Annotated in this window: 18 protein-coding genes; 17 read left to right on the top strand and 1 reads right to left on the bottom strand. The window is 62.2% G+C overall.

Annotated features, from left to right (window positions below; translation table 11 throughout):
* Nucleotides 1-21 precede the first annotated feature (21 nt).
* The 4 genes from mutS (at nucleotide 22) to murJ (ending at nucleotide 8,367) form a co-directional block, all read left to right on the top strand.
* A complete protein-coding gene (mutS, locus tag C5J24_RS09130; RefSeq protein WP_245446592.1) occupies nucleotides 22-2,670 on the top strand; it encodes a DNA mismatch repair protein MutS in 2,649 nt (882 codons plus the stop codon).
* Nucleotides 2,671-2,792: 122 nt separating this feature from the next.
* Nucleotides 2,793-3,824, top strand: a complete 1,032-nt coding sequence (locus C5J24_RS09135; RefSeq protein WP_172723898.1) for an AraC family transcriptional regulator — start codon at nucleotides 2,793-2,795, stop codon at nucleotides 3,822-3,824.
* A gap of 112 nt (nucleotides 3,825-3,936) precedes the next feature.
* Nucleotides 3,937-6,774 carry a [protein-PII] uridylyltransferase gene (locus tag C5J24_RS09140; protein WP_105417348.1) on the top strand — a complete coding sequence of 946 codons (2,838 nt, stop codon included), beginning with the start codon at nucleotides 3,937-3,939 and terminating at the stop codon, nucleotides 6,772-6,774.
* A 24-nt stretch (nucleotides 6,775-6,798) separates the two neighbouring features.
* Complete coding sequence (murJ, locus tag C5J24_RS09145; protein ID WP_105417350.1) at nucleotides 6,799-8,367, top strand: murein biosynthesis integral membrane protein MurJ; 1,569 nt, start codon at nucleotides 6,799-6,801, stop codon at nucleotides 8,365-8,367.
* Here the strand turns inward: murJ and C5J24_RS09150 are convergent.
* Nucleotides 8,364-8,804, bottom strand: a complete 441-nt coding sequence (locus tag C5J24_RS09150) for a DUF882 domain-containing protein (RefSeq protein ID WP_105404195.1) — start codon at nucleotides 8,802-8,804, stop codon at nucleotides 8,364-8,366. The two genes, murJ and C5J24_RS09150, sit on opposite strands and share 4 nt — an antisense overlap.
* Before the next feature lie 375 nt (nucleotides 8,805-9,179).
* Here C5J24_RS09150 and C5J24_RS09155 point away from each other — a divergent pair, with 375 nt between their 5' ends.
* The 13 genes from C5J24_RS09155 (at nucleotide 9,180) to lnt (ending at nucleotide 20,457) form a co-directional block, all read left to right on the top strand.
* Nucleotides 9,180-9,578 (top strand): VOC family protein, encoded by a 399-nt coding sequence (locus C5J24_RS09155; protein ID WP_105417352.1) that lies wholly within the window; start codon nucleotides 9,180-9,182, stop codon nucleotides 9,576-9,578.
* A gap of 97 nt (nucleotides 9,579-9,675) precedes the next feature.
* Entirely contained in the window at nucleotides 9,676-10,740 is a 1,065-nt protein-coding gene (trpS, locus tag C5J24_RS09160) for a tryptophan--tRNA ligase (protein WP_105404193.1), read from the top strand.
* A 135-nt stretch (nucleotides 10,741-10,875) separates the two neighbouring features.
* The gene (locus tag C5J24_RS09165; RefSeq protein WP_038539180.1) at nucleotides 10,876-11,355 is read left to right on the top strand and encodes a universal stress protein; all 480 of its coding nucleotides are present in this window, start codon (nucleotides 10,876-10,878) and stop codon (nucleotides 11,353-11,355) included.
* Between the two features lie 114 nt (nucleotides 11,356-11,469).
* Nucleotides 11,470-12,036 carry a NifU family protein gene (locus C5J24_RS09170; protein WP_105404192.1) on the top strand — a complete coding sequence of 189 codons (567 nt, stop codon included), beginning with the start codon at nucleotides 11,470-11,472 and terminating at the stop codon, nucleotides 12,034-12,036.
* An 18-nt stretch (nucleotides 12,037-12,054) separates the two neighbouring features.
* Nucleotides 12,055-12,720, top strand: a complete 666-nt coding sequence (gene tsaB / locus C5J24_RS09175) for a tRNA (adenosine(37)-N6)-threonylcarbamoyltransferase complex dimerization subunit type 1 TsaB (protein ID WP_105417354.1) — start codon at nucleotides 12,055-12,057, stop codon at nucleotides 12,718-12,720.
* Between the two features lie 17 nt (nucleotides 12,721-12,737).
* Nucleotides 12,738-13,232 (top strand): GNAT family N-acetyltransferase, encoded by a 495-nt coding sequence (locus tag C5J24_RS09180; RefSeq protein WP_105417653.1) that lies wholly within the window; start codon nucleotides 12,738-12,740, stop codon nucleotides 13,230-13,232.
* Between the two features lie 41 nt (nucleotides 13,233-13,273).
* Nucleotides 13,274-13,702 carry a Fur family transcriptional regulator gene (locus C5J24_RS09185; protein WP_046603134.1) on the top strand — a complete coding sequence of 143 codons (429 nt, stop codon included), beginning with the start codon at nucleotides 13,274-13,276 and terminating at the stop codon, nucleotides 13,700-13,702.
* On the top strand, nucleotides 13,699-14,502 hold the full coding sequence (locus C5J24_RS09190) for a 1-acyl-sn-glycerol-3-phosphate acyltransferase (protein WP_105417356.1): 804 nt from the start codon (nucleotides 13,699-13,701) through the stop codon (nucleotides 14,500-14,502). The genes C5J24_RS09185 and C5J24_RS09190 overlap by 4 nt, the downstream gene beginning before the upstream one ends.
* A gap of 43 nt (nucleotides 14,503-14,545) precedes the next feature.
* Nucleotides 14,546-15,958, top strand: a complete 1,413-nt coding sequence (gene miaB, locus C5J24_RS09195; RefSeq protein ID WP_105417654.1) for a tRNA (N6-isopentenyl adenosine(37)-C2)-methylthiotransferase MiaB — start codon at nucleotides 14,546-14,548, stop codon at nucleotides 15,956-15,958.
* A 25-nt stretch (nucleotides 15,959-15,983) separates the two neighbouring features.
* Complete coding sequence (locus tag C5J24_RS09200) at nucleotides 15,984-17,039, top strand: PhoH family protein (protein ID WP_007756049.1); 1,056 nt, start codon at nucleotides 15,984-15,986, stop codon at nucleotides 17,037-17,039.
* 18 nt (nucleotides 17,040-17,057) lie between these two features.
* Nucleotides 17,058-17,567, top strand: coding sequence for an rRNA maturation RNase YbeY (gene ybeY, locus C5J24_RS09205; RefSeq protein WP_105417358.1), 510 nt, complete (start codon nucleotides 17,058-17,060; stop codon nucleotides 17,565-17,567).
* Nucleotides 17,568-17,576: 9 nt separating this feature from the next.
* Nucleotides 17,577-18,764: a hemolysin family protein gene (locus tag C5J24_RS09210; protein WP_105404188.1), complete on the top strand. Its 1,188-nt coding sequence runs from the start codon at nucleotides 17,577-17,579 to the stop codon at nucleotides 18,762-18,764.
* Between the two features lie 91 nt (nucleotides 18,765-18,855).
* Nucleotides 18,856-20,457: an apolipoprotein N-acyltransferase gene (lnt, locus tag C5J24_RS09215; protein ID WP_105417360.1), complete on the top strand. Its 1,602-nt coding sequence runs from the start codon at nucleotides 18,856-18,858 to the stop codon at nucleotides 20,455-20,457.
* Nucleotides 20,458-20,514: the final 57 nt, after the last annotated feature.

Genomic DNA, 20,514 nt, shown 5'->3' on the forward strand with positions numbered 1-20,514 from the left:
AGTCGCGCGTCGGCAACGCCGATGATGGAGCAATATATCGAGATCAAGGCGAACAATCCGGGTTCGCTGCTCTTCTATCGCATGGGTGATTTTTATGAGCTGTTCTTCGAGGATGCGGTCGATGCGTCCCGTGCACTCGGCATCACGCTCACCAAGCGCGGCCAGCATCTCGGCCGCGAAATCCCGATGTGCGGCGTTCCGGTGCACGCTGCCGACGACTATCTGCAGAAGCTGATCTCGCTCGGTTTCCGCGTCGCCGTCTGCGAACAGGTGGAAGACCCGGCGGAGGCCAGGAAGCGCGGCTCCAAATCGGTGGTGAAGCGTGACGTCGTCCGGCTGGTGACGCCGGGCACGATTACCGAGGAAAAACTCCTCTCACCCTCCGAGTCGAACTACCTGATGGCGCTTGCCCGCATCAAGGGTGCCGCCGAACCGCTTCTGGCGCTCGCCTGGATCGATATCTCGACCGGCGTCTTCCGGCTGGCGGAGACCGATCAGTCCCGGCTGCTCGCCGATATCCTGCGCATCGAACCGCGCGAACTGATCCTGCCGGATACGATGTTTCACGACGCCGAGCTCAAACCCGTCTTCGACGTGCTCGGCAAGGTCGCGGTGCCGCAGCCGTCGGTGCTCTTCGACAGCGCCAGCGCCGAGGGCCGCATCACCCGTTATTTCGGCGTCGGCACGCTCGACGGGTTCGGCAATTTTTCGCGCGCCGAACTCGCCGCCGCGGCGGCCGCCGTCGCTTATGTGGAAAAGACGCAGATCGCCGAACGTCCGCCGCTCGGACGCCCCGAGCGCGAAAGCGGCGCCTCGACGCTGTTCATCGACCCGGCGACCCGCGGCAACCTGGAACTGACCAAGACCTTGTCGGGGGAGCGTGAAGGCACGCTCCTGAAGGCCATCGACCGTACCGTGACCGGCGGCGGGGCTCGCCTGCTCGCCGAACGGCTGATGTCGCCGCTGACGGATCCCGACCGCATCAACCGACGTCTCGATTCCATCTCCTTCCTGCTCGAAGAGCCGTCGCTCTGCAGTGAACTGCGCTCCGGACTGAAGCACGTGCCGGACATGCCGCGCGCCCTGTCGCGCCTGGCGCTCGACCGCGGCGGCCCGCGTGATCTCGGCAGTATCCTGCAGGGGCTGGAAGCGGCCCGCGGCGTCGCGGGTTTTCTCGACAGGGCCATGCTGCCTGAGGAACTGGGGCAGGCGCTCGACGACCTGAAGGCCTTGCCGCTTCACCTGGAATCCATGCTCGGCAACATGCTGGCGCGGGAACTGCCGCTTCTGAAGCGTGACGGCGGGTTCCTCGCCGATGGCGCTCATTCGGAACTGGACGAAGTCCGGGCGCTGCGCGACCAGTCGCGCCGGGTCATCGCCGCGCTCCAGCTCCAATATGCCGAGGAGACGGGCATCAAGTCGCTGAAGATCAAGCACAACAACGTGCTCGGTTATTTCATCGAGGTGACGGCCGGCAATTCCGGCACGATGACCGATACGTCGGAGGGCAAGGCGCGCTTCATCCATCGTCAGACGATGGCAAGTGCGATGCGCTTCACGACGACGGAGCTTGCCGATCTCGAAAGCCGCATCGCCAATGCCGCCGACAAGGCCCTGACCATCGAGCTCGAAGCCTTCGACAGGATGGTCGCAGCCGTGACCTCGGAGGCGGAGGCGATCAAGGCCGGCGCCCGGGCGCTGGCGGTAATCGATGTCGCGGCAGGCCTTGCCATGCTCGCCGACGAATGGAGTTACCGCCGGCCGGTCGTGGATGCCTCGCGCATGTTCGCGATCGAAGGCGGCCGCCACCCGGTGGTCGAGCAGGCGCTGCGCAGACAGTCCGTCGGCCCGTTCATCGCCAATGATTGCGATCTCTCGCCGCATAATGGCGGCGAGTTCGGCGCGCTCTGGCTGCTGACCGGTCCGAACATGGGCGGTAAGTCGACTTTCCTGCGTCAGAATGCACTGATCGCCATCCTCGCGCAGATGGGTTCCTTCGTACCGGCGGTCTCCGCCCATATCGGCGTCGTCGACCGGCTTTTCTCGCGCGTCGGCGCGTCGGACGATCTGGCGCGCGGCCGCTCCACCTTCATGGTGGAGATGGTCGAAACGGCGGCCATCCTCAACCAGGCGAGCGATCGTTCGCTGGTCATCCTCGACGAGATCGGCCGTGGCACCGCGACCTTCGACGGCCTGTCGATTGCCTGGGCGGCGGTCGAGCACCTGCATGAGGCGAACAGATGCCGCGGTCTCTTCGCCACCCATTTCCATGAACTGACCGTGCTTTCGGAAAAGCTGAACCGGCTTTCCAACGCCACGATGCGGGTGAAGGAATGGGATGGCGAGGTGATCTTCCTGCACGAAGTCGGCCCCGGTGCTGCCGACCGCTCCTACGGCATCCAGGTGGCGCGGCTTGCCGGCCTGCCCGATTCGGTGGTCGCCCGCGCTCGCGACGTGCTGACCAAGCTTGAGGATTCCGACCGTAAGAACCCCGCGAGCCAGCTGATCGACGACCTGCCGCTCTTCCAGGTCGCGGTCCGCCGCGAAGAAGCCAAGCGCGCGGGCCCGTCCAAGGTCGAGGACGCCCTGAAGGCCATCAACCCGGACGACATGACGCCCCGCGAAGCCCTGGACGCGCTTTATGCGCTGAAGAAGCAGCTCAAGGCCTAACGTTTCGACAGCGGTTTCCGTTGATGTGCCGCATCAAAGCAGTCGACCCACCTGCCTTTCGATCCGGAACGTGATAAAGGCCTCCGAGATCATGATCGAGGCCGTTTCATCGGGTATCCTGCGTGTTGTCCGTTCCCTTGCCTTTTCTTGCCGGTCTCGTCTTCGCGCTGACGCTTTATCGCAGCCTGAAGGGCGTCGAACTGCCCGGCACGCGGCGTTATTTCCATGCCTTCCTTGTGCTTTATGCATTTCAGGGCGTCGGCGTAGGGCTGCGCTTCGGCTACGGCGTCAATGGATTGGTGCCCTTACTGCCGATCACCGCGTCCATCATGCCTCCGCTTGCCTTCCTGGCGTTCCGCGGCCTGACCGCAAAACCCCTCGATCGGCCCTGGTTGCACGCCGCGGTGCCCTGTGTCGTGGCCGTGGCGGTTGGCTTCTTCCGTGATCTTGTCGACCCGCTGCTGCTGGTGATCTTTTTCGCCTATGGCGTTGCGCTTTACCGTCTGACCCTTTCGGGCGGCGACGACGTGATGGCGGAGGCCTCCCTGCAGCGGGTTCGCCCAGCCGTGCGCGCCGCCCGATTGACCGCGGGCCTGATGCTGTTCTTCGCCGTCAGCGATGCCGCACTGGCGGTTTACACCGATATCTACGGCGCCGGCGATGTACCGTTGGCTGTCACAATGATGAACCTCACGGCGATAGGCGCCGTGATCGTCTATTATTTCGCCCCCGATTTCTCCCCGCCCAAACCAAGTGTCGCTTCCCCCGCACTCAAGCCGACTGAAGAAGACAAGGCCACGTTATTCCGTATCGAGGCGGCGCTGGAGGAGGGCGAGCTTTACAGGAGCGAAGACCTGAGCCTTGCAAAGCTTGCCCGCAAGGCGAGACTTCCGGCCCGTGAGGTCTCTGCCGCCATCAATCGGGTGACGGGGCTGAATGTCTCGCAGTTCGTCAACGACCGCCGGATTGCCGAAGCCTGCCGCCTTCTGCGGGAAACCGAGCGGACGGTGATCCAGATCATGCTGGACGTCGGGTTTTCGACGAAATCGAACTTCAATCGGGAATTTCGTCGGGTGACGGGGACGAACCCCAAGCAATGGAGAGGCGAGGCAAGGGCCGCACAAGACGCCGGTGCCAGAAAAACATCGGCTTGAACTTCGACGCAGGAAGCAACAACTTTGAAACGTCCGATGATGATAATCGTTGGTCAAGGTGCCTCAAAACGATTATAGCCTCCCTCCGCAGGCCGGGCACCGGCAGGATAACATGGCCAGACACGACATCGATTTTTCTGAACTTCTCGACGTGGCCCGTCTTCGGGCCGATTGCAGGGCGATCGTCAAGGACAAGGATCGCCCTCAACTCGAATTGCGGGCGGCGCTTCTGCCGTTGCTGCGTCGGGCGAGCGTCGAGGGCCGCGAAAAGGCCCGCCAGCTCCTTTCCAAGGATGGCAGCGGGCTGAATTGCGCCCGCCGCATCTCCTGGCTACAGGATCAGCTGATCCGCGTTCTCTACGAGACGATTGCCGAGGGCCTCTATAGCGAGGGCACGGATATCGCCGTGGCGGCCGTCGGCGGTTACGGCCGCGATACGCTGGCGCCTGGTTCCGACATCGATCTCCTGTTCCTGCTGCCCCCCCGAAATACCGAGACCATGCGCAAGGCCGTCGAGTTCCTGCTCTATGTGCTGTGGGACATGGGCTTCAAGGTCGGCCATGCGACCCGCACCGTCGAAGAATGCATCCGGCTGTCCAAGACGGACATGACGATCCGCACCGCCATTCTCGAAAGCCGCTACATCTGCGGCCGCGAGGCGCTGGTGAACGACCTCGAGAGCCGCTTCGACAAGGAAATCGTCGCCGATACCGGTCCGGAATTCATCGCCGCCAAGCTTGCCGAGCGCGACAATCGCCACGAGAAGGCCGGCGATACGCGTTATCTGGTCGAGCCCAACGTCAAGGAAGGCAAGGGCGGCCTGCGCGATCTCCACACCCTCTTCTGGATCGCCAAATATTATTACCGGGTTCGCGAAACAACGGAACTCGTCAAGGTGGGCGTTCTTTCCCGCGAGGAAGCGCGCTCGTTCGAAAAGGCCGACGACTTCCTTTGGGCGGTGCGCTGTCAGATGCATTTCCTGACCGGCAAGGCCGAGGAGCGCCTCTCCTTCGACATCCAGCGCGAGATCGCAGAAAGCCTCGGTTATCACTCGCGCCCCGGCCTCTCCGCCGTCGAGCGCTTCATGAAGCACTATTTCCTCGTGTCGAAGAATGTCGGCGATCTGACCCGCATTCTCTGCGCCGCGCTGGAGGAGCAGCAGGCGAAGGCGGCACCCGGCCTCACCAACCGCGTCATTTCACGCTTCACCAAACGTCTCCACAAGATCCCCGGCACCGTCGAATTCGTCGTGGACCGCGGCCGCATCACGCTTGCCGACCCGAACGTCTTCAAGCGCGATCCGGTCAATATCATCCGCTTCTTCCATGTGGCCGATATCAACGGGCTGGAGCTTCATCCCGATGCGCTGAAGCGCATGACCCGCTCGCTCTCGCTGATCGACAACGATGTACGCGAGAACGAGGAGGCCAACCGGCTGTTCCTTTCCATGCTGGCCTCGCGGCGTGATCCCGCGCTGATGCTGCGCCGGATGAACGAGGCGGGCGTGCTCGGCCGCTTCATTCCGGAATTCGGCAAGGTGGTCGCGATGATGCAGTTCAACATGTATCATCACTATACGGTCGACGAGCATCTGATCCGCTCCGTCGAGGCGCTGTCGGAGGTGGACAAGGGCAAGGCTGCCGATATCCACCCGCTCGCCAACAAGGTGATGCCGAGCGTCGAAGAGCGCGAGGCGCTTTACGTTGCCGTGCTGCTGCACGATGTCGCCAAAGGCCGCCAGGAGGATCATTCGATCGCAGGCGCCCGCATCGCGCGCAAGCTTTGCCCGCGTCTCGGCCTCAATGCCAAGCAGACCGAACTCGTCGTCTGGCTGATCGAAGTGCATCTCCTGATGTCGATGACGGCCCAGACCCGCGACCTGCACGATCGCAAGACGATCACCGACTTCGCCGAAAAGGTGCAGTCGATGGACCGGCTGAAGCTGCTCTTGATCTTGACCATCTGCGATATCCGCGCCGTCGGCCCGGGTGTGTGGAACGGCTGGAAAGGCCAGCTGCTGCGCACGCTCTACTACGAGACCGAGCTGCTGCTCTCGGGCGGCTTCTCGGAAGTCTCGCGCAAGGAGCGTGCGAAGGTCGCCGAGGAGGAACTCGTCAAGGCATTGGCCGACTGGAGCGCCAAGGACCGCCGCACCTATTCGAAACTGCACTACCAGCCTTACCTCCTGTCGGTCTCGCTGGACGACCAGGTCCGTCATACGAAGTTCCTCCGAGACACCGACAAGGCAGGCCAGGCGCTTGCCACCATGGTGAGGACCGACAGTTTCCACGCCATCACCGAGATCACGGTCCTGGCGCCGGACCATCCGCGCCTGCTATCGATTATCGCCGGCGCTTGCGCCGCGGCCGGCGCCAACATCGCCGATGCGCAGATCTTCACGACCTCGGACGGACGGGCGCTCGACACCATTTTGATCAACCGTGAATTCCCGGTGGACGAGGACGAACTGCGCCGCGCCGGTACGATCAGCCGGATGATCGAGGACGTGCTGTCGGGCAAGAAGCGGCTGCCGGAAGTCATCGCGACGCGTGCCAAGTCCCGCAAACGCAACAAGACCTTCACCATTCCGCCGTCGGTCATTCTCTCGAACGGCCTGTCGAACAAGTTCACGGTCATCGAGGTGGAATGCCTCGACCGCACCGGCCTGCTTGCGGATATCACCGCCGTGCTCGCCGATCTCTCGCTCGACATCCATTCGGCACGCATCACCACCTTCGGCGAAAAGGTCATCGATACCTTCTATGTCACCGATCTCGTCGGCCAGAAGGTCGTCAACGAGAACCGTCAGGGCAATATCGCGGCGCGGCTGAAGGCTGTGATGTCCGAGCAGGAGGACGAACTCAGAAGCGGCATGCCGATGGGCATGATCGCGCCGGCCCCCAATCCGGACCAGTCGTCCCAGCCGCGCAAGTCCAAGGCCAGCGTATGAGTTTCGTCCGATGAGCCTTTCCCGATGAGCCTTGTTCGGAAATTCGCGACAGTCGGCGGAGCGACCCTCGGCAGCCGGATTTTCGGTTTTGCGCGCGAAACCTTCATGGCGGCAGCGCTGGGCACCGGCCCGATGGCCGACGTCTTTTATGCGGCCTTCCGCTTCCCGAACCTCTTCCGCCGGCTGTTTGCCGAGGGTGCCTTCAACGCCGCCTTCGTGCCGCTGTTTTCGAAAGAGATCGAGGCGAACGGCGTCGAGGGCGCCAAGCGCTTTTCGGAAGAGGTTTTCGGCGTTCTCTTCTCTGCCTTGATGATCATCACCATCGTCATGGAACTGATGATGCCATGGCTGGTGGAATGGATCATCGCACCGGGCTTCGCCGATGATCCCGAAAAGACCTCCATCACCATCCGCTTAGCAGTGGTGATGTTCCCCTATCTGATGTGCATGTCCCTGACGGCGATGATGAGCGGCATGCTCAATTCACTGCATCATTTCTTCGCGGCCGCCATCGCCCCGGTCTTCCTGAACGTGGTGATGATCGGGGCACTGCTTTACGGCCTCTGGACCCATGCCGATCCGCTGACCATCGCCTGGTATCTCTCCTGGAGCGTGCTGGCCGCCGGCATCCTGCAGCTCGCCGTGGTTTATGCCGGTGTGCGCCACGCCGGCATCAACATCGGCTTCCGCCGCCCCAGGATGACGCCGAACGTCAAGCGCCTTCTGGTGCTGGCCGTGCCGGCGGCCGTCACCGGCGGCATCACCCAGATCAACCAGATCATCGGCCAGGCGATCGCGTCGGGCAAGGAAGGCGCGATCGCCGCCCTCCAATATGCCGACCGCATCTACCAGCTTCCGCTCGGTGTGGTCGGCGTCGCCGTCGGTGTCGTGCTCCTGCCGGAACTTGCCCGTGCCTTGAAGGGCGGGCATCTCAAGGAAGCCGCCAATACCCAGAACCGTTCGATCGAATTTGTGCTGTTCCTGACGCTTCCGGCCGCAGCCGGGCTTTGGATCCTGTCGGACGCGATCATCCGCGTGCTTTACGAGCGCGGTGCCTTCTCCGCCGAAAACACCTCGGTCGTCGCCGGAATCCTTGCGATCTATGGCATAGGCCTGCCGGGCTTCGTGCTGATCAAAGCGCTGCAGCCCGGGTTTTATGCCCGCGAGGACACCAGGACGCCGATGCGTTTCACCATGCTCTCGGTCGTCATCAACTCAGGCCTGGCGATTTCGCTTTTCCCGCTGATCGCCGAGCGCGGCATCGCGACAGCCGAGGCTGCGGCGGGCTGGACAAATACCATCCTGCTGTTTTCGACGCTCGTCTGGCGCGGCCATCTTACCTGGGAATGGGCGCTCGCGAGGCGTACCGCCCTGCTGCTCGTCTCGACCGCGATCATGTCCGCAGCGCTGATCTATGCGCTCCGCCATGCCGGCCCGTGGCTGACCCCGGATGCCCTGCTGATCCATCAGGTCGCAGCACTCTCCTGCCTGCTTGTCCTGGCGATGGCCGTCTATTTCGCCTGCGCCTTCCTGATCGGCGGCGCCGACATCGGCATGATACGCCGGAACATCAAGCGGAAGCCTAAGGCCTAAGCCCGCTTGCGCCGCCCGCAATATGCCCACCGGCGTTTCGGCCCGACATCCACATGGACGATGCCGTTGCAATAGCGGCCGATGCCGCCGATGCCGGGCGCGCTGGCCGCAGCGGCGAGGATTGCTCGTTCCGATACGCCCGGTACCCGGATGTCGGCCGCATAACAATGACTATGCTGCGACCTGCCCGAATGCGGCCGATGACCGGACGTGACCATCGGCTTGCGGCCGGTCTCTCGCGCGATATGCGCAAGGATGGCCCCCAGTTTTTCCGGAAAGCAACTCGTGCGAACGCTGACCCGCTGCACGGTGAAGAAGGCTGAATAATCGTGCTTGAAAGAAGTACTTCTTCGCTTTTGGCTTTCGCCAGCTTCTGCGGTGACATTCAGGCCTAGCGCCAATAGGCAGGAAAGCGCGACGCGAAATATGATGCGCATGGGGATCCCCCGAGGACAGACCGGGTCGTTCATGACCGGTTAACCGTGGTACGCTTGGGTATTTCCTTTCCAAAAGGGGCGCGAATAAGGAGACTTTTGCTCAGAAATGGGATTATGGCTGCCTAAAAGACTAACATCCGTTAATCTATTCGGAGGCACCCCAGGAAAGATTTTTCCTTTAGGAGTATTGACGTAGGCAAGATGCTCCCAAAGAGGTAGCTCTTTCCCGGCCCTACCTCGAATGGTTATGGTGGTGGTTCTTTTGTCGCTGTAGTGTTCCGGGAGGCGCCCTTAAGCGGTCTTCCACCCTTGCCAGGACCGCCGGCGCCCGCAATTTCCGGTCGGCTGAAATTCAATTGAGTCCGGAGTTTTTTGATGCCCGTCCAATCGCTGTTTCTGGTGGCCCTGATCGTCGACGACTACGACCTGGCCAAGGATTTTTATTGCGGCGTGCTCGGCTTCGATTGCCTGGAGGACAGCGTGCAGCCGGAGGGCAAGCGTTGGGTCGTGGTGAAGCCGAAGGGCGGCGAGGGCGCGGCACTGCTGTTGGCTAAGGCCGCCAGCGACACGCAGAAGGCGGCAATCGGCAACCAGACCGGCGGCCGGGTCGGCTTCTTCCTGAAGACCGACGATTTCGTCCGCGATCATGCCGCCATGACCACCAAAGGCATCCGTTTCCTCGAGGAGCCGCGCCATGAGGTCTACGGGTCGGTGGCGGTGTTTGCCGATCCCTATGGCAACACCTGGGATCTGATTGAACACGCGGCCCGCTGATGCTCTTGATCCTCCGCGCTTCGCCGTGCATAAGCCCGCGCGTTAGCAACATGACCCTTCGGGTCTGGGGCCCTCCACCAGCCTAATTGAGGACGATATGAATACCTTCAAGCCGCTTGTCTTTTCCGGCGTCCAGCCGACCGGCAATCTCCATCTCGGCAACTACCTCGGCGCGATCCGCAAGTTCGTGGCATTGCAGGAAAATAACGACTGCATCTATTGCGTCGTCGATCTGCACGCGATCACCGCCCAGCTCGTCCATGACGACCTGCGGGGGCAGATCCGCTCGATTGCCGCCGCCTTCATCGCTTCGGGTATCGATCCGAAGAAACATATCGTCTTCAACCAGTCGGCCGTGCCGCAGCATGCGGAGCTTGCCTGGGTCTTCAATTGCGTCGCCCGCATCGGCTGGATGAACCGCATGACCCAGTTCAAGGACAAGGCCGGCAAGGACCGCGAGAACGCCTCGCTCGGCCTGCTCGCCTATCCGAGCCTGATGGCCGCCGACATTCTCGTCTACCGCGCCACCCACGTGCCGGTCGGCGACGACCAGAAGCAGCACCTGGAACTCGCCCGCGATATCGCCCAGAAGTTCAACATCGACTTCCAGGAGAAGATCCGCGCCGCCGGCACCGGCGTCGACATGGTCGTCGGCGAGGAGCCGATCCATGGTTTCTTCCCGCTGGTCGAGCCGTTGATCGAGGGGCCGGCACCGCGCGTCATGTCGCTGCGTGACGGCACCAAGAAGATGTCGAAATCCGACCCGTCGGACCTGTCGCGCATCAACCTGATGGACGAGCCGGAAGAGATCGCCAAGAAGATCCGCAAGGCCAAGACCGATCCGGAGGGCCTGCCGAGCGAACTCGAAGGCCTCAAGGGCCGCCCGGAGGCCGATAATCTCGTCGGCATTTATGCGGCCCTTGCCGACAGGAGCAAGGCCGACGTGCTCGCCGAGTATGGCGGCCAGCAGTTTTCGGTCTTCAAGCCCGCGCTGGCCGACCTCGCCGTGCACGTGCTCGCGCCGATCACCTCGGAAATGCGTCGCCTGATGGACGACACGACCCATATCGACGCCATCCTCAAGGATGGTGGCGAGCGCGCCCGCGCCCGCGCCGAGAAGGTCATGGGAGACGTCTTCGACATCGTCGGCTTCCTGCGCTGAGATTATCGGCGCCTTTCAGGCCACGCAAAGATTGCATACCCGTCACGACATTCGTGGCGGGTTTTCATTTTTTCCGGTTGGTATAAGTTCCGCATCACGACTGCTTGGGTCGTCTACATGCGAAGGAGGGGCGGCATGGTATCGAAACGGCTTTCGCGGCTTGAAGGGCACCGGCGCAAGTTCATGGCGGTCATCGACGGCACGCCGGAATGTGAAAAGGCAGTCCACTATGCGGGGCGCCGCGCCAAGAACTCCAATGGCGGTCTTGTCCTGCTTTTCGTCATCCCCGAAGGCGATTTCCAGCAATGGCTGGGCGTCGAGCAGATCATGCGTGCCGAGGCCCGCGAAGAGGCGGATGCGGTGATGGCCAAGGCCGCCCAGAAGGTGCGCGATACGATCGGCATCGATCCGGAAATCGTCATCCGCGAAGGCAACGCCAGCGAGCAGATCATCCAGCTGGTCGAGGAAGACCGCGATATCGCGGTCCTCGTGCTGGCGGCCGGCTCAACCAAGGAAGGGCCGGGACCCCTGGTGTCCGCCGTTGCTGCCTTCCCGATCCCCGTCACCGTGCTGCCCGACACGCTGACGGCCGAGGAAATCGACGCGCTGGCCTGATTGCGGACTTGATCTTGCGCAGGCAAAGGAGCACTTGAACGAAAAGCTGATACGGCTTATCTTCTTTTGAAGAGTTCTAAATTGCGAGGGGCGCCGTGCCCCAGGAGAGACAAGATGTTCATTCAGACGGAAGCCACCCCCAACCCGGCGACCCTGAAGTTCCTGCCCGGCAAAGTCGTCATGGAAAAAGGCACCGCCGATTTCCGCAATGCCGGCGAGGCGGAAGCATCTCCGCTGGCCGAGCGCCTGTTCGGCATCTCCGGCGTCACCGGCGTCTATTTCGGTTACGACTTCATCACGGTCACCAAGGAAAGCGCCGAATGGCAGCACTTGAAGCCGGCGATCCTCGGCTCGATCATGGAGCATTTCATGTCCGGCGCGCCGGTCATGGGCGGTACGTCCACGCTTGCTGAAGCATCCGACGTAGAAGGCGAGTTCTTCGACGAGGACGACGAAACGATCGTCGCGACGATCAAGGAACTGCTCGAAACCCGCGTCCGCCCCGCCGTCGCCCAGGATGGCGGCGACATTACCTTCAAGGGTTTCCGCGACGGCACGGTCTACCTCAACATGAAGGGTGCATGCTCCGGCTGCCCGTCTTCCACGGCGACGCTGAAGCACGGGGTGCAGAACCTGCTCAAGCATTTCGTTCCGGAAGTGCAGGCCGTCGAAGCGCTCTGAGCCCGCCGGCACCGCTGAATGATTGTTCTTGCCATCGATACCGCCGGGGTGGATTGCTCCGCAGCGCTCTATGACAGCGCCGCGGGCAAAGTGCTGTCTGAAGTCACCGAGGCGATCGGCAAGGGCCATGCCGAAAGGCTGATGTCGGTCATCGACGAAGCGCTCGCTGCAGCCGGTCTTGCCCTCAAAGCCGTCGAGCGTGTTGCAGTCGTCATCGGGCCTGGCTCTTTCACCGGCATTCGCGTCGGTGTTGCCGCCGCCCGTGGTTTCGCGCTCGCGCTCGGTGTCGAATCGGTCGGCGTAACAACGCTCGAGGCGTTGGCGCTCAAGTTTCTTGGCGAACACCCTGGCCAGCCGGTCGTGGTTGCCATGGATGCCAAGCGCAACGAGGTCTACACCCAGGCGTTTTCCGCCAACGGGGAAGCGTTGAGCCAACCCGCAGCACTTTCGCCGGAAGACGCTTCGGAACTCGCCAGGTCTCTTTCGGCAGCAAGGACAGGCTCCTGGATAGAGCAATCCCTTGGCAAGGGAGTGGCCGAACATGAGGGGCGGGACCGCTTCGACATTGCAGTCGTCGCCCGCATCGCCGCTGAAAAACCTGTGGATGCGCAACGTCCCAAACCATTGTATCTTCGTGGACCAGATGCGAAACCGCAGACCGGTTTTGCCCTTGCCCGTTCGTGAATGTACAGACTGCGCCGATGCTCGACGATTACCTGACCTGGAAGCCGTATTTCGAAGTCGTGCCGATGGAGGCGAGCGATTGCCTGGAGATCTCCGAGCTGCATGGCCAGCGATTTCCGCGTCAGTGGAGTGACGGGGAGTTCCAGAACCTGCTCCTGCAGCAAAATGTCTTCGGTTTCGTCGCGCGTCAGACCAATGCGTTTTTCTCCAAGCCGCTCGGCGGTTTCGTTCTATCGCGGGAGGCGGCCGGCGAGGCGGAGATTCTGACGGTCGCCGTCAACGAGAAATTCGGCCGGGTGGGCCTCGGCTGGCGTCTGATGCAGGCCGCCCTGCGCGAGGGGGCGGCGCGCGGCGGTGAGAGCATGTTTCTGGAAGTGGAGGCGGCGAATCGCCCTGCTGTCGAGCTTTACCGCAAGCTCGGTTTCCAGAAAGTGGGCGAGCGCCCCGCCTATTATGCCGGCCCGGACGGGACGCGATCCACAGCGCTTGTCATGAGCCGAGTTCTTCGTTAGTCCGTTAGTTTCTACAGGAACGTTTCGAAGGCCAAGACGACATGACAGACCTTTCCAAGACCCTGGAGGAGCTGTGTGCCGAGAAAGGCATGCGAATGACGGATCAACGCCGCGTGATCGCGCGTATCCTGCAGGAGTCCGTTGACCATCCGGATGTCGAGGAACTCTATCGCCGGTCCTCCAAGGTCGATCCGCGTATCTCCATCTCGACGGTCTACCGCACGGTAAAATTGTTCGAGGACGAAGGGATCATCGAACGTCACGATTTCCGCGACGGCCGCTCGCGTTACGAGACCGTGCCCGAGGAACATCATGACCATATGATCGATCTCAACACCGGCAATGTCATCGAGTTCCGTTCAGCCGAAATCGAGGCGCTGCAGGAACGCATCGCCCGGGAGCACGGGTTCCGTCTCGTCGGCCACCGGCTGGAGCTCTACGGCATCCCGCTGGACAAGGACGATAAGTGATTACTTGGGCGCGGATCGGCTTCGTTTTCGTTGCTCTTTTCGCAGTTACGCTGGTCCTGTTGCCGTTTCAGCTCCTCGGCCTCGCCTTCGACCTCAAGATCCGCCGCTATATCCCGCGCTACTGGCATAAGACCGCCTGTTTTCTGCTTGGCATCCGCATTCATGTCCACGGAACGCTGGATCGCCGCCGGCCGCTGATGCTCGCCTGCAATCATGCGTCGTGGAAGGACATTCTCGTGCTCGGCGCAATCGCCGACGTGGTCTTCATTGCCAAGATGCAAGTGTCGGAATGGCCGGTCTTCGGCACGCTCGCCAAGCTGCAGAAAAGCATCTTCGTCGCTCGCGAGCAGAAGCGCCGCACCGGCGATCAGGTGAACGAGATCGCCGAGCGCATGGCAGCCGGCGAGATCGTCGTGCTTTTTCCCGAAGGCACTACCTCCGATGGCAACCGGCTTCTGGAGGTCAAGTCGTCATTGTTCGGCGCTGCCGCCGCCGCGGTGCAGCGCACGCCGGAAGGTGTCGTGCATGTCCAGCCGGTGGCGATCGCCTATACGCGCGTCCACGGCATGGCCATGGGGCGTTATCATCGGCCGATCGCGGCCTGGCCTGGCGATATCGAACTCGTGCCGCATCTGCTCGGCGTCCTGAGGGAAGGCGCGCTCGACGTGGACGTCGCCTTCGGGGAAACGGTCGATTTCCGCGCCGGCGACAACCGCAAGCACCTGAGCATGGCCGTGACGAGCCGGCTTCGGCGCATGCTGATCCGCCATCTGCGGGGTCGTGACTACGAAGCGCTTTAGGAAACGCTTCATTTCCGGGTCTTCTTGCGGTATGGAGCGAGCCATGAACGAACACGTCTCTCTTTCCGTGCCCGCCGACGAGCCGGCCCAGCGCCCGAATTCCCGCAAGGTCTTCATCAAGACCTACGGCTGCCAGATGAATGTCTATGATTCAGGCCGCATGAGCGATGCGCTGGCGGGCGAAGGCTACGTGCCGACCGAAGAGATGGGCGAGGCCGACCTCATCCTCCTCAACACCTGCCACATCCGCGAGAAGGCCGCCGACAAGGTCTATTCGGCGCTCGGGCGCCTTCGCGACATGAAGAAGGCACGCGCTGCCGAAGGCCGGGAACTGATGATCGGCGTCGCCGGTTGCGTCGCCCAGGCAGAAGGCGAGGAAATCATCCGCCGTGCGCCGGCCGTCGACGTGGTGATCGGCCCGCAGACCTATCATCGCCTGCCGGAAGCGCTGAGGCGCGCCCGCGGCGGCAAGCCTGTCGTCGACACCGAATATGCGGTCGAGGACAAGTTCGAGCACTTGCCGGTTACCGAGAAGGCGAAGATCCGCGCCCGCGGCGTCACCGCTTTCCTCACCGTTCAGGAAGGCTGCGACAAGTTCTGCACCTTCTGCGTCGTCCCCTATACGCGCGGGTCGGAAGTTTCTCGTCCCGTCCAGCAGATCGTCGACGAAGCCTGGCGGCTTGTCGATGGCGGTGTGCGCGAGATCACGCTGCTCGGCCAGAACGTCAATGCCTGGCGTGCGGAGGGCCCGAAAGGCGGCGAATGGAGCCTCGGCGACCTGCTTTATCGCCTGGCGGAAATCCCAGGGCTCGCGCGTCTGCGTTACACGACCAGCCACCCGCGCGACATGGATGATCGGCTGATCGAGGCCCATCGCGACCTGCGCACCCTGATGCCCTACCTGCATCTGCCGGTCCAGGCCGGTTCGGACCGCATTCTGAAAGCCATGAACCGCCGCCATACGGGTGCCGAATATCTCCGCCTGATCGAGCGCATCCGCGAAGCTCGGCCGGATATCGCCATCGCCGGAGATTTCATCGTCGGGTTCCCCGGCGAGACGGACAAGGACTTCGAAGATACGCTGCGCCTCGTCGAGGAGGTGAACTACGCCCAGGCCTATTCCTTCAAATATTCGACCCGTCCCGGCACGCCCGGCGCCGACCTCGGCGATCAGGTGCCGGAAGAGGTGAAGGCGGAGCGGTTGGAAAGATTGCAGGCCCTGCTCTTGAAACAGCAGGCCGAATTCGCCAAATCCTGCGTTGGAAAAGTCATCGACCTGTTGCTGGAAAAGCCCGGTCGCATGCCAGGACAGATAATCGGACGTTCTCCCTGGCTTCAATCTGTGAATGTTGATGCAAAAACATCGCAAATCGGTGACATTATCCAGGTACGAATCAGTGGAACCGGCCCGAACAGCTTGTTTGCCGACCCGGCAGAGAGTTTAATAGGAGCCTGAGCTAACATCGAGGAGCTTGCCCTACTTGAACGGACGTGAATTGGTTTCTTCATCCGCGCGCCACCCCCGCACCGCCGCTACCGACGCCAATCACTTTGTCCTGACGTTCGAGAACAATAGGTTCGCCAGCGAGCTTTTCGGTCAGTTCGATCAAAATCTCAAACTTCTCGAAGAGCGGCTTCACATCGATGCCAGGGCACGCGGCAATTCGGTGGCCATCTCCGGCGATCTGACGGCGACCAACCAGGCGCGCCGGGCGCTGGATTTCCTTTACGAACGCATCCAGAAGGGCGGCTCGGTCGAGACCTCCGACGTCGACGGTGCGATCCGCATGGCGCAGGCGGCCGACGACCAGCTGCAGCTGCCGACGCTGGAGAAAAAAGCCAAGCTCTCCATGAGCCAGATTTCCACCAAGAAGAAGACGGTCGTCGCGCGCACCCCGACCCAAGACGCCTATATGCGGGCGCTGGAACGGTCGGAGCTTGTCTTCGGCGTCGGCCCGGCCGGTACCGGCAAGACTTATCTCGCCGTCGCTCATGCCGCCCAGCTTCTGGAACGCGGGGCTGTCGATCGCATCATCCTGTCGCGGCCGGCCGTCGAAGCCGGCGAGCGCCTGGGCTTTCTGCCCGGCGACATGAAGGACAAGGTCGATCCCTATCTGCGGCCGCTCTATGACGCCCTCTACGACATGATGCCGGGCGACAAGGTGGAGCGGGCGATCACCGCCGGCGTCATCGAAATCGCGCCGCTCGCTTTCATGCGCGGCCGCACGCTCGCAAACGCCGCCGTCATCCTCGACGAGGCGCAGAACACCACGTCGATGCAGATGAAGATGTTCCTGACCCGTCTCGGCGAAAATGCCCGGATGATCATCACCGGCGACCCGAGCCAGGTCGATTTGCCGCGCGGCGTGAAATCAGGCCTGGTGGAAGCGCTGCAGATCCTGAAGGGCGTCGAGGGCATCTCGGTGATCCGCTTCAAGGATACGGACGTGGTCCGCCATCCGCTGGTCGGCCGCATCGTCCGGGCCTATGATGCGCAATATGCCGTCCACGAGGAGAGCGAGGAAGTCGACCGGTAACGGTCGGCTCCAAACCTTATGCCCCAACTCGACATACAGATCAGCATTGAAGACGAGGGCTGGCCCGAAGAGCCTGCCCTTTTGGCCCTGAGCGAAAAAACGCTTGGGGCGGCTGCCGAATTCCTGGCGGGCCAGGAAAAGCAGCCATTCCCGAAAACCGCCCCGGAATTGTCGCTGGTCTTTACCGACGATGCGGCGATCAAGGAAATCAACGCCGAATGGCGCGGCAAGGACAAGCCGACCAACGTGCTGTCTTTCCCGGCTTTTCCGCTCGAACCGGGCAAGATGCCGGGCCCGATGCTCGGCGATATCGTCATCGCTCGCGAGACGGTTGAGCGGGAAGCGGTTGATCTCGATAAAAGTTTCGAGGATCATCTGACCCATCTGCTCGTCCACGGTTTTCTGCATCTGTTCGGCTACGACCATATGCAAACGGACGAAGCGGAAAGAATGGAAGCGTTGGAGACTCGCATTTTGGCCATCCTTGGCCTATCTGACCCCTATGCGGGGCAAGACCCGATAGTATAGTCTGGACCAATGAACGACTTTTCGACAAACCCGACCCGTGAGGGCAAGGACGCCGACTCGAGTTCCTCGGAAGAGGGCAGTAGTCCGTCTCGAGCGGAAGCCCAAAAACACCAAAGCTCTTTCTGGTCGCGCGCCGTGAGGCTACTCAGGCCGTCGCAGGGCGAGAAGCTCCGCGAGGACCTCGCCGATGCGCTGATGACCGACACCAATATCAGCAATGCCTTCTCGCCCGAGGAACGGGCGATGCTGCACAACATTCTCCGGTTCCGCGAGATCCGCGTCGAAGACATCATGGTGCCGCGCGCCGACATTGAGGCGGTCGACATGACCATGACGATCGGCGAACTGATGATCCATTTCGAGGAAACCGGTCGCTCGCGCATGCCTGTCTATAACGACACGCTCGACGACCCGCGCGGCATGGTCCATATCCGCGACCTCCTGTCCTATCTGGCCAAGCAGGCGCGCAACAAACGCCGCACCAGTGCGCGCGCCGCACCCACCCAGCCGATGCCGCTTGCCACCGACAAGCCGGAAAAGGCCGAAAAGACGGTGCGCACCCCGCGGCCTGCCTTCGACCTCGGCCGCGTCGATCTCGAGCAGACGGTTGCCGAAGCCGGGCTGATCCGCAAGATCCTGTTCGTGCCGCCCTCGATGCTCGCCTCCGACCTCATGCAGAGCATGCAGGCCGCCCGCACCCAGCTCGCGCTCGTCATCGACGAATATGGCGGGACCGACGGCCTAGTCACCCACGAGGATATCGTCGAAATGGTGATCGGCGACGTCGAGGACGAACATGACAATGAAGAGGTCATGTTCTCCCGCACCAGCGAGGACGTGTTCGTCGCCGATGCGCGTATCGAACTGGAGGAGATCGCCAAGGCGATCGGTTCTGACTTCGACATTCGCGACCGTCTCGAAGACGTCGATACACTGGGCGGCCTGATCTTCTCTGCGCTCGGCCGTATTCCGGTGCGTGGCGAAGTGGTGCAGGCGGTGCCTGGCTTCGAATTCCATATCCTGGAGGCCGATCCTCGCCGCATCAAGCGCGTCCGGATCCTGCGCAAGCGAACGCTCGCGCGCCGCCGTCAGAAAGGGGAGGGCGAAATGCTGCTCACCGATCAGACGACGACAACTGCCCTGCTGCCGGCGCCATCCGCTCAGGATGCCGACCGGCGCAATCACCAGGCTGAATGATCCCTGAGGTGTCCGCCTCTTTGACCTCACGACAAGCCCGCCATTTTTTGAAAGACTGCAGCCGCTGATTCGGGGGCGGAAGGGAACATAGATGGAGCGGCTGGCGGGCAGGATCATGCTTCTCTGGGGCTTCCCGCGCGTCGTCGTCGCTTTTCTCGCAGGAGCGATCGGTGCGCTCGCCCTGCCGCCCTTCGGCTTTTTCGCAGCACTTTTCATCTCCTTCACGCTGCTCGTCTGGCTGATGGACGGTTCCACCGGCAATCCGGATGGGGGACGGTTCGCGCGGTTCCGGTCGGCCTTCTGGATCGGCTGGGTCTTCGGTTTCGGCTATTTCGTCGCCGGCCTCTGGTGGCTTGGCAACGCGCTTCTGGTGGAAGCGGATGAATTTGCCTGGGCGCTGCCGCTCGCGGTTCTTGGCCTGCCTGCCTATCTCGCCCTATTTTACGGTCTCGCGACGGCGATCGCCCGCATCTTCTGGTCGGATGGTTTCGGGCGGATGGCCTCGCTCGCCTTCGGCTTCGGTCTTGCCGAATGGCTTCGCGGCTTCGTCGCCACCGGCTTCCCCTGGAATGCGGTCGGATATGGCGCGATGCCCATGCCGCTGATGATGCAGTCCGCAGCCGTGCTCGGCATTTTCGGCGTGACGGTTGTCGCCGTCTTCGTGTTTTCGGCCCCCGCCTTGATCGGCACCAGAAAGGGCATGCGGACCGGACTGACGCTCGCCGTCCTGCTGTTTGCCGCCCATCTGGGTTATGGCGCCTACCGTCTGCACGTCGCCGACACCATGCCGGCTCCAGCCGCCGACACTCAGCCGGTCGTCCGCATCGTTCAGCCGGTCATCGACCAGGCGCGAAAACTGGACGATGCCGAACGGGCGGCGATCTTCGAGGAACATCTGGCGTTGTCGGCTTTGCCGCCCGAGAACGGTGGCAAGCGGCCGGACATCATCGTCTGGCCCGAAACCTCGGTGCCCTTCATTCTGACCCAGAACCCGGATGCGCTGACCCGCATCGCCGAGGTACTGCAGGATGGCCAGGTGCTGATTACTGGCGCGGTCCGTTCGGAAGATGCGGGCGCAGGCTTCGCGCCGCGTTTTTACAATTCCATCTATGTGATCGACAGCCAAGGCCAGATCGTATCGGCCTCCGACAAGCTGCATCTCGTCCCGTTCGGGGAATATGTCCCCTACGAAGATCTCCTGCGCAATCTCGGCATCCCCGATGCCATCGCCATGCCGGGCGGCTTCAGTGCCGCGCCAGTACGGGCCATGCTGACCCTGCCGGGGGGCAGGACCTTCTATCCGCTGATCTGCTACGAGGCGATCTTCCCGGACGAGATTGGGCCGGACGTGGAGCGGGTGAGCGCGCTTCTAAATGTTACCAATGACGGCTGGTTCGGAGCGACGCCGGGGCCGTATCAGCACTTCCAGCAGGCTCGAATCCGCGCCGTCGAAAACGGCCTGCCGTTGATTCGCGGCGCAAATACCGGCGTTTCAGCGGTTGTTGACCCCTTCGGGAGGCTGATCCGGGGCTTGGATTATAATCAAAAAGGCGTGATGGACGCAACCTTGGGAAGTATTTCCATCCCGCATTGGGATGTAAATGCTCGGGAACAGCACTTCTGGTTGGTTCTTGCATTGATGTTGTTGATTGCAGCCATCTCGCGCGCTGGTTTTAATTTTCGGACGAATTGACCAAAAACCCCTAAAATTGCATAGTGGTCGCAGCCTTTCGTCTCGCCATATGCTTCA

It is taken from the genome of Neorhizobium sp. T25_27 (assembly GCF_002968565.1).
GTDB lineage: Bacteria > Pseudomonadota > Alphaproteobacteria > Rhizobiales > Rhizobiaceae > Neorhizobium > Neorhizobium tomejilense.

Excerpts from the sequence above, each read along its gene's own strand:
- mutS (WP_245446592.1), top strand. The coding sequence starts at position 22 with ATGATGGAGCAATATATCGAGATCAAGGCGAACAATCCGGGTTCGCTG.
- C5J24_RS09140 (WP_105417348.1), top strand. The coding sequence starts at position 3,937 with ATGGCCAGACACGACATCGATTTTTCTGAACTTCTCGACGTGGCCCGT.
- C5J24_RS09185 (WP_046603134.1), top strand. The coding sequence starts at position 13,274 with ATGACAGACCTTTCCAAGACCCTGGAGGAGCTGTGTGCCGAGAAAGGC.
- C5J24_RS09210 (WP_105404188.1), top strand. The coding sequence starts at position 17,577 with ATGAACGACTTTTCGACAAACCCGACCCGTGAGGGCAAGGACGCCGAC.
- lnt (WP_105417360.1), top strand. The coding sequence starts at position 18,856 with ATGGAGCGGCTGGCGGGCAGGATCATGCTTCTCTGGGGCTTCCCGCGC.
- miaB (WP_105417654.1), top strand. The coding sequence starts at position 14,546 with ATGAACGAACACGTCTCTCTTTCCGTGCCCGCCGACGAGCCGGCCCAG.
- C5J24_RS09155 (WP_105417352.1), top strand. The coding sequence starts at position 9,180 with ATGCCCGTCCAATCGCTGTTTCTGGTGGCCCTGATCGTCGACGACTAC.
- C5J24_RS09165 (WP_038539180.1), top strand. The coding sequence starts at position 10,876 with ATGGTATCGAAACGGCTTTCGCGGCTTGAAGGGCACCGGCGCAAGTTC.
- C5J24_RS09150 (WP_105404195.1), bottom strand. The coding sequence starts at position 8,804 with ATGCGCATCATATTTCGCGTCGCGCTTTCCTGCCTATTGGCGCTAGGC.
- C5J24_RS09180 (WP_105417653.1), top strand. The coding sequence starts at position 12,738 with ATGCTCGACGATTACCTGACCTGGAAGCCGTATTTCGAAGTCGTGCCG.
- trpS (WP_105404193.1), top strand. The coding sequence starts at position 9,676 with ATGAATACCTTCAAGCCGCTTGTCTTTTCCGGCGTCCAGCCGACCGGC.
- tsaB (WP_105417354.1), top strand. The coding sequence starts at position 12,055 with ATGATTGTTCTTGCCATCGATACCGCCGGGGTGGATTGCTCCGCAGCG.
- ybeY (WP_105417358.1), top strand. The coding sequence starts at position 17,058 with ATGCCCCAACTCGACATACAGATCAGCATTGAAGACGAGGGCTGGCCC.
- murJ (WP_105417350.1), top strand. The coding sequence starts at position 6,799 with ATGAGCCTTGTTCGGAAATTCGCGACAGTCGGCGGAGCGACCCTCGGC.
- C5J24_RS09170 (WP_105404192.1), top strand. The coding sequence starts at position 11,470 with ATGTTCATTCAGACGGAAGCCACCCCCAACCCGGCGACCCTGAAGTTC.